The 4,574-nt window shown below is 64.6% G+C and carries 8 protein-coding genes and 2 pseudogenes; 2 read left to right on the forward strand and 8 right to left on the reverse strand.

The window, feature by feature from the left end; translation table 11 throughout:
- Positions 1-142: 142 nt before the first annotated feature.
- The 4 genes and pseudogenes from ACZ60G_RS43970 to ACZ60G_RS43985 all read right to left on the reverse strand — a co-directional run.
- Entirely contained in the window at positions 143-310 is a 168-nt protein-coding gene (locus ACZ60G_RS43970) for a hypothetical protein (protein WP_465818349.1), read from the reverse strand.
- Between the two features lie 105 nt (positions 311-415).
- On the reverse strand, positions 416-943 hold the full coding sequence (locus ACZ60G_RS43975) for a hypothetical protein (RefSeq protein ID WP_465818361.1): 528 nt from the start codon (positions 941-943) through the stop codon (positions 416-418).
- A 63-nt stretch (positions 944-1,006) separates the two neighbouring features.
- A pseudogene (locus tag ACZ60G_RS43980) lies at positions 1,007-1,114 on the reverse strand (WD40 repeat domain-containing protein); the annotation flags it as partial.
- Positions 1,095-1,319: pseudogene (locus ACZ60G_RS43985) on the reverse strand (hypothetical protein); the annotation flags it as partial. The pseudogenes ACZ60G_RS43985 and ACZ60G_RS43980, both read right to left, overlap by 20 nt.
- On the opposite strand from ACZ60G_RS43985, the gene ACZ60G_RS43990 reads away from it, so the two are divergent.
- Together ACZ60G_RS43990 and ACZ60G_RS43995 are read left to right on the forward strand one after the other, a co-directional pair.
- A complete protein-coding gene (locus ACZ60G_RS43990) occupies positions 1,236-1,469 on the forward strand; it encodes a hypothetical protein (RefSeq protein ID WP_465818362.1) in 234 nt (77 codons plus the stop codon). The pseudogene ACZ60G_RS43985 and the gene ACZ60G_RS43990 overlap by 84 nt on opposite strands.
- A gap of 25 nt (positions 1,470-1,494) precedes the next feature.
- A complete protein-coding gene (locus ACZ60G_RS43995) occupies positions 1,495-1,962 on the forward strand; it encodes a hypothetical protein (RefSeq protein ID WP_465818351.1) in 468 nt (155 codons plus the stop codon).
- Here the strand turns inward: ACZ60G_RS43995 and ACZ60G_RS44000 are convergent.
- From ACZ60G_RS44000 to ACZ60G_RS44015, 4 genes are all read right to left on the reverse strand, one after another.
- Positions 1,935-2,447, reverse strand: a complete 513-nt coding sequence (locus ACZ60G_RS44000; RefSeq protein WP_465818353.1) for a hypothetical protein — start codon at positions 2,445-2,447, stop codon at positions 1,935-1,937. The two genes, ACZ60G_RS43995 and ACZ60G_RS44000, sit on opposite strands and share 28 nt — an antisense overlap.
- Positions 2,422-2,625, reverse strand: coding sequence for a hypothetical protein (locus ACZ60G_RS44005; RefSeq protein ID WP_465818355.1), 204 nt, complete (start codon positions 2,623-2,625; stop codon positions 2,422-2,424). Before ACZ60G_RS44005 ends, ACZ60G_RS44000 begins: the two co-directional genes overlap by 26 nt.
- A gap of 368 nt (positions 2,626-2,993) precedes the next feature.
- Complete coding sequence (locus ACZ60G_RS44010) at positions 2,994-3,434, reverse strand: hypothetical protein (RefSeq protein WP_465818357.1); 441 nt, start codon at positions 3,432-3,434, stop codon at positions 2,994-2,996.
- Positions 3,431-3,928 (reverse strand): hypothetical protein, encoded by a 498-nt coding sequence (locus ACZ60G_RS44015; protein WP_465818359.1) that lies wholly within the window; start codon positions 3,926-3,928, stop codon positions 3,431-3,433. Before ACZ60G_RS44015 ends, ACZ60G_RS44010 begins: the two co-directional genes overlap by 4 nt.
- Positions 3,929-4,574 lie beyond the last annotated feature (646 nt).

A 4,574-nucleotide genomic window follows, 5' to 3' on the forward strand; every position in this document is an offset into this window, starting at 1 on the left:
CGACCCTACCCACCTACAACGGGTATTCGGCCTCGATCACCAACCGCCCACACGAAAACCGCAGTTCATCCCCGTTCCCATGTTCGATGTGCCCTGCCGAGGGCACAACATAAGCGCAGGTCAGCGCTCCTTTCCTCCGGGCTCAGCGGGCCACACGGAGGGTCTTGCCCACATCCTGCCCACACTCGGCGGTGAAATGGGCGTCAAGGCGGTCGGCGACCGAATCGTGCTCGTCCTCGAAAAGATGCCCGTACCGGTCCAACGTCAGTGTCGCCGATGAGTGGCCGAGCATCCGTTGTATCGACTTCACCGACGCCCCCGCGTCACGTCGGCGACAGTCAGCGCGGCAACCTCACCGAAGCGCAGCCCGGTATAGCCGAGGACATAGACCAGCGTTCCGCGCGCCGTGGCGGCGTCAACCAGGGAGGCGTGCCGCTTGGTCCCGATCTTCCTTCGGGTCGGCGGTCACGGTTCCCGCTGCCTTCGCCAGCGCGGCCACCTGGGCGGCGCTGAGACAGCGTTTCTTTCCCGAACTCGACGATGACGAGGCGCTCTTCGCCGCACGGGACGCGGGCCGGGTATGGGACGGGCACTGGTATTCCCGCGACCGGATCGACGCGCCGGAATGGCAGGTGCAGTGAGGAACGTGATCGAGTGCCGCGCCGAACCCACCGGCCCCTGCGCGATCCCGAGGCCCGCGACGACGAATGATCCGCCGCTGTAACTCACCCCGCTCTGTGCGCAGGCGGGCACGGAGCTGGTCGAGGTCATCCGGGGTGAACCACATCTCGCCCTCGTCGTCGGTGCGGGCGATCATCTCCTCGCCGCGAGCGAAGATGTACTCGTCGATGACGTGGAGCACGTCGTCACCGTCGAAATCCTCGCCTTCGAGCAGGTTGGCGGTCGCCAGCGGTTCGATCAACCGCGGCGCGTTCTGGTCCATGTTGGATGACAACTTTTCGCAAAGCAGCCCAGGGTCACGTCGGTAGACCGGCCAGGTGCGGATGGTTGTGTCTCTGCTGCCCGAGGCGAGGCGGGTGCCATCCGGGCTGAACGCGACACCCAACACGTCGTCGGTGTGGCGGCACCAGGCACGATATCGACCGGCACGCATGCAAGGTGGCGGCGCAGCGGGTGCCGCCCATCGCTTCTCTGGTCGCGCCCAAATAGAGGGTGCCTGGGCGCAGCACGTATCCGCTGTCGGGGATGAGCGTGCGTGTCACCGGGGTGTCGACGTGGGGGTCCAGGACCGTGCCGGGTGGGTCGTAGATCAGCAGTTCCTCACCGAGACGGAAGAACTGGATTCCGCGACACCGGATCTGCCCAGCCTGCGTACCGGCATCATGGCGGGCTCGCCGTGTCCGGTCGAGGTGATGAAGCGGGTGCGCACACTCCTAGATCCCGCGCTACGTGCACGGCCCACGGATGGCGCACATAAGGTGGGACGAGTTCATTCGTCGGAGATCTGATACATCTGAAATCGAAAGGTCTTACATGCCCATCGGTTCGTTGTCACGTGTCCTGTCTTGCATTTTTGCCAGTGCGGCGCCACTGCTCTTGATGGCACCGGAGGCCGTTGCCGCCCCGGATAGCCCTTACAGCTGCATGGGCCCATATCTGTCGAATGATGGCTCCGCGGAGGTGGATTCATGTATTTATGTCGAGAATGGGGTACCCAGGGCATTTGGCGGCCTCACGATCAAGAATGACACCATCACGCGCGAAAATTGCACCATGGTTGTGACCGTGGTGGATAAAGATGCTTATGCCGGCGGGGCGAGCGATGAAGTGGCCGCCACCAGTGGCGAATTCCCTTGCCTGAACGGGAGGTATCCCTCCCCGCCGTTGACTGTGGACGCGGCACTGGCGAAGGCTGGTCATCGCTATGTCAGTTTCACCGAAGTCACCAAAAACGGCCAGGGGATTGCTCGTATCTACAGCCCGGAACTGGTTTTGCCGTAGACCTGAATTCGAGGTCGGAACTGCTGGACCAGGCCGGGCGCGCTAAGCCTGGTCCAGCGCGTCAATTCCTTCTCGACCCGCCGATCCGCACGCGTATTCACCTTGTGGACCAACTCGATCAGCAGATCCACCAACGCATCAGTGATCTCAGCCGACCGCATCCAGCACAACGCCGCCAGCAGGGTGAACCGAATCGGCTCCGGGGCCTCGCGTAGATCCGACGGGAACGACCGCGCGGCACGTGCCCGCCACGCGTCGACCAGCTTCTCACTCGCATCGATGAACAAATCCGCCGACAACTCCAGCACACGCACCGCCGACAGCTTGTCCACCTCCCGCAACTGCGTCTCCAAGCTGACCTTGCCCGGATCGGACTTCAACCCCGCCAACAGATTCCGGCCACAAGCCAACGGCGCGGCAACGGCCGAAACCAGATCGTTCAATCGAGCAATCGAGCTCTTACCCAGCCGAGACGGTGCGCTCACAGAAGCGCTTCCCGAACGTCGCCCGCGCCGAACCAATGATCCGGTCGATCCGTCCCGGAGGCTCGACTCGCTCGGTCCGGCACTGCACCAGCAGCGCCTCGCGCAACTGCTCGTCGCGCAGCTCGACCAGCGCCAGGCACGTCTGACACGGGTCGATCTCCAGCTCAGCGACTTCCACGGTCCGTTGCTCGCCATCCTGGAAGCGAATACCGGTGCCTTCCAGACTCTTTCGGCCGCATCATCGGCTCCGGCGAGTGTCTATGCGCCGGTCGACCCGAGTCGGCACACCGCGCTCGTCGCCGCGTTGGATCGCGACGCTGTGGCCGGTGAGGCCCCGATCGCCGATACCGCGACGACGAGACGTCGACGGAGCCGGCGCAGGCGAGTGGGTCCGTGGCGGCGGCGCAGGCCGAGTGGCGAACGTGGGCGACCGCCGTGTTCATTCCGGCGGCGACCTCGTCCAGCATTGCCGTCTGAGTAGGTCCGGATGTGCTGGGGTGCTGGCGAATTCGCCTGCAACCAGCGCTGCCGGCAGGCGGCGCCCCATCATGACCAGTACTTCATGGTCTCCGCCTCCCAGCCGTTCGACGTGGCCGCGGCGATCGCCGGGTACTCCGCTGTGCGCCGGCGGACTCGCTCCGTCGCGCCACGGATCAGGTGGCGGCACCAGAGATACGGGAAGAGCGCCGCGATCGGTGCGGCGACGAACCACACCAGTGGCACCAGATCCTGTACCCGGAAACTCCACGCCCACATGGCGATCAAGCCCGTATAGAGCACGATCAGCATTCCTTGGAGCGCCCAGAGCTGGTCCCACCGGCGTCGGCAGGCTCGGCACCGGGGGATCGGCAGCGCGGTGGCCTCGACCGAGGGGATGGTGCCGCGCCGCAATTCGACCGTTCCAGCGGCTTCGTCGTCGGCGGGCTCGGACTCGCAGAACCAGCACATGCCTTTCGCAGCACCGTGCCCCGGAGCGGTGGCGTTCATCGTATTATTCGTCCGCCGCGGCTGAATTGCAGATCGTGTCCGAGAAAGTCGAACTCGACGACATTGGCGGCGCGCGTGGCCGCGGCGTCGATGCGGACGCCGTCTTCGTGCCGGAGCAGGTTCCAAAACGTCGAGCCCGCGAGAAATGCGATGCCGATCGGGACAAGCAGCGCAAGACCGACTCCGCTGAACGGGTCTGTCGCGACGGTGAAGGCAACCACGGCGAGCACGGCAGCGACCATGCCCGACCCAGCTATGGCGTATCGCCAGCGGTTACGCAGTGCCAGTGCACGTTTAATGTCGAACACCTGGTACACCCCTACCTCGCCGCAGGCGCCACACGGCACGTGCGCGAGCACTGAGCCGCTCGCAGGTCGTTCGGCCTCGACCAGTGCGGTCAAATAGGTCGTGACCTTCTCGATCATGTTGTCCTGCACGCCGACCTTGTGCGTTTGACGAATGCTCGGCACCGCGCCGATAGGGGGCAACGACATTGTGTCTCCTGGACTCGTGCGGGTTTTCATGGCCGCAGCGCGGTGGCTCTCCTCCGCTGCTCCACGCCCCCAACATAACCCGCATCGACTGAGGCTGACTACGCCAACAGAACTTTCCCGTGGGGATAAGGAGGAAGGCCCGTCATGGCGGCGCGCGCTGTTCGAAGTGAACAACGGGCGTCGGCGGGTAGCCATGCCTATCGTCGCGCGGCGACCGCTTCGCTGGCACCCCGACCTGCAGACAACGCTCGACGTCGGCCGATGATGGTGCCCACTTTGCCGCCGGTGGTCATCAAGGTCGCCCGCTCATAGTGGGTACTCGGCTTCGATGACCAACCGCCCACCCGAAAACCGCAGGTCACCCCCGTTCCTATGTTCGACACGCCCCGCCCAGGATTCCAACCTGCGACCACGCATGGCCCTTTCTCATCCGCGATGCCGAGGTGGGCAACCGTGCAGCCCATGACGGCACGTTTATCGGACACACTACGGCCGGGTAGCGCATCAGCACCGGCACTGCCCGTATCACGGCAAAATGCACTAAGTCCGATTGAGCGGTCCCCGATGACGAGACCACCCGGAATTGAGCCCAGGTGATTTCGTTCCGTGTTCAGTTGGTCCCGCAGGCCACCGGGTGGTGGGTGCA

It is taken from the genome of Nocardia sp. NPDC102475 (assembly GCF_055584605.1).

Excerpts from the sequence above, each read along its gene's own strand:
- ACZ60G_RS43975 (WP_465818361.1), bottom strand. The coding sequence starts at position 943 with ATGGACCAGAACGCGCCGCGGTTGATCGAACCGCTGGCGACCGCCAAC.
- ACZ60G_RS43995 (WP_465818351.1), top strand. The coding sequence starts at position 1,495 with ATGCCCATCGGTTCGTTGTCACGTGTCCTGTCTTGCATTTTTGCCAGT.
- ACZ60G_RS44010 (WP_465818357.1), bottom strand. The coding sequence starts at position 3,434 with ATGAACGCCACCGCTCCGGGGCACGGTGCTGCGAAAGGCATGTGCTGG.
- ACZ60G_RS44015 (WP_465818359.1), bottom strand. The coding sequence starts at position 3,928 with ATGTCGTTGCCCCCTATCGGCGCGGTGCCGAGCATTCGTCAAACGCAC.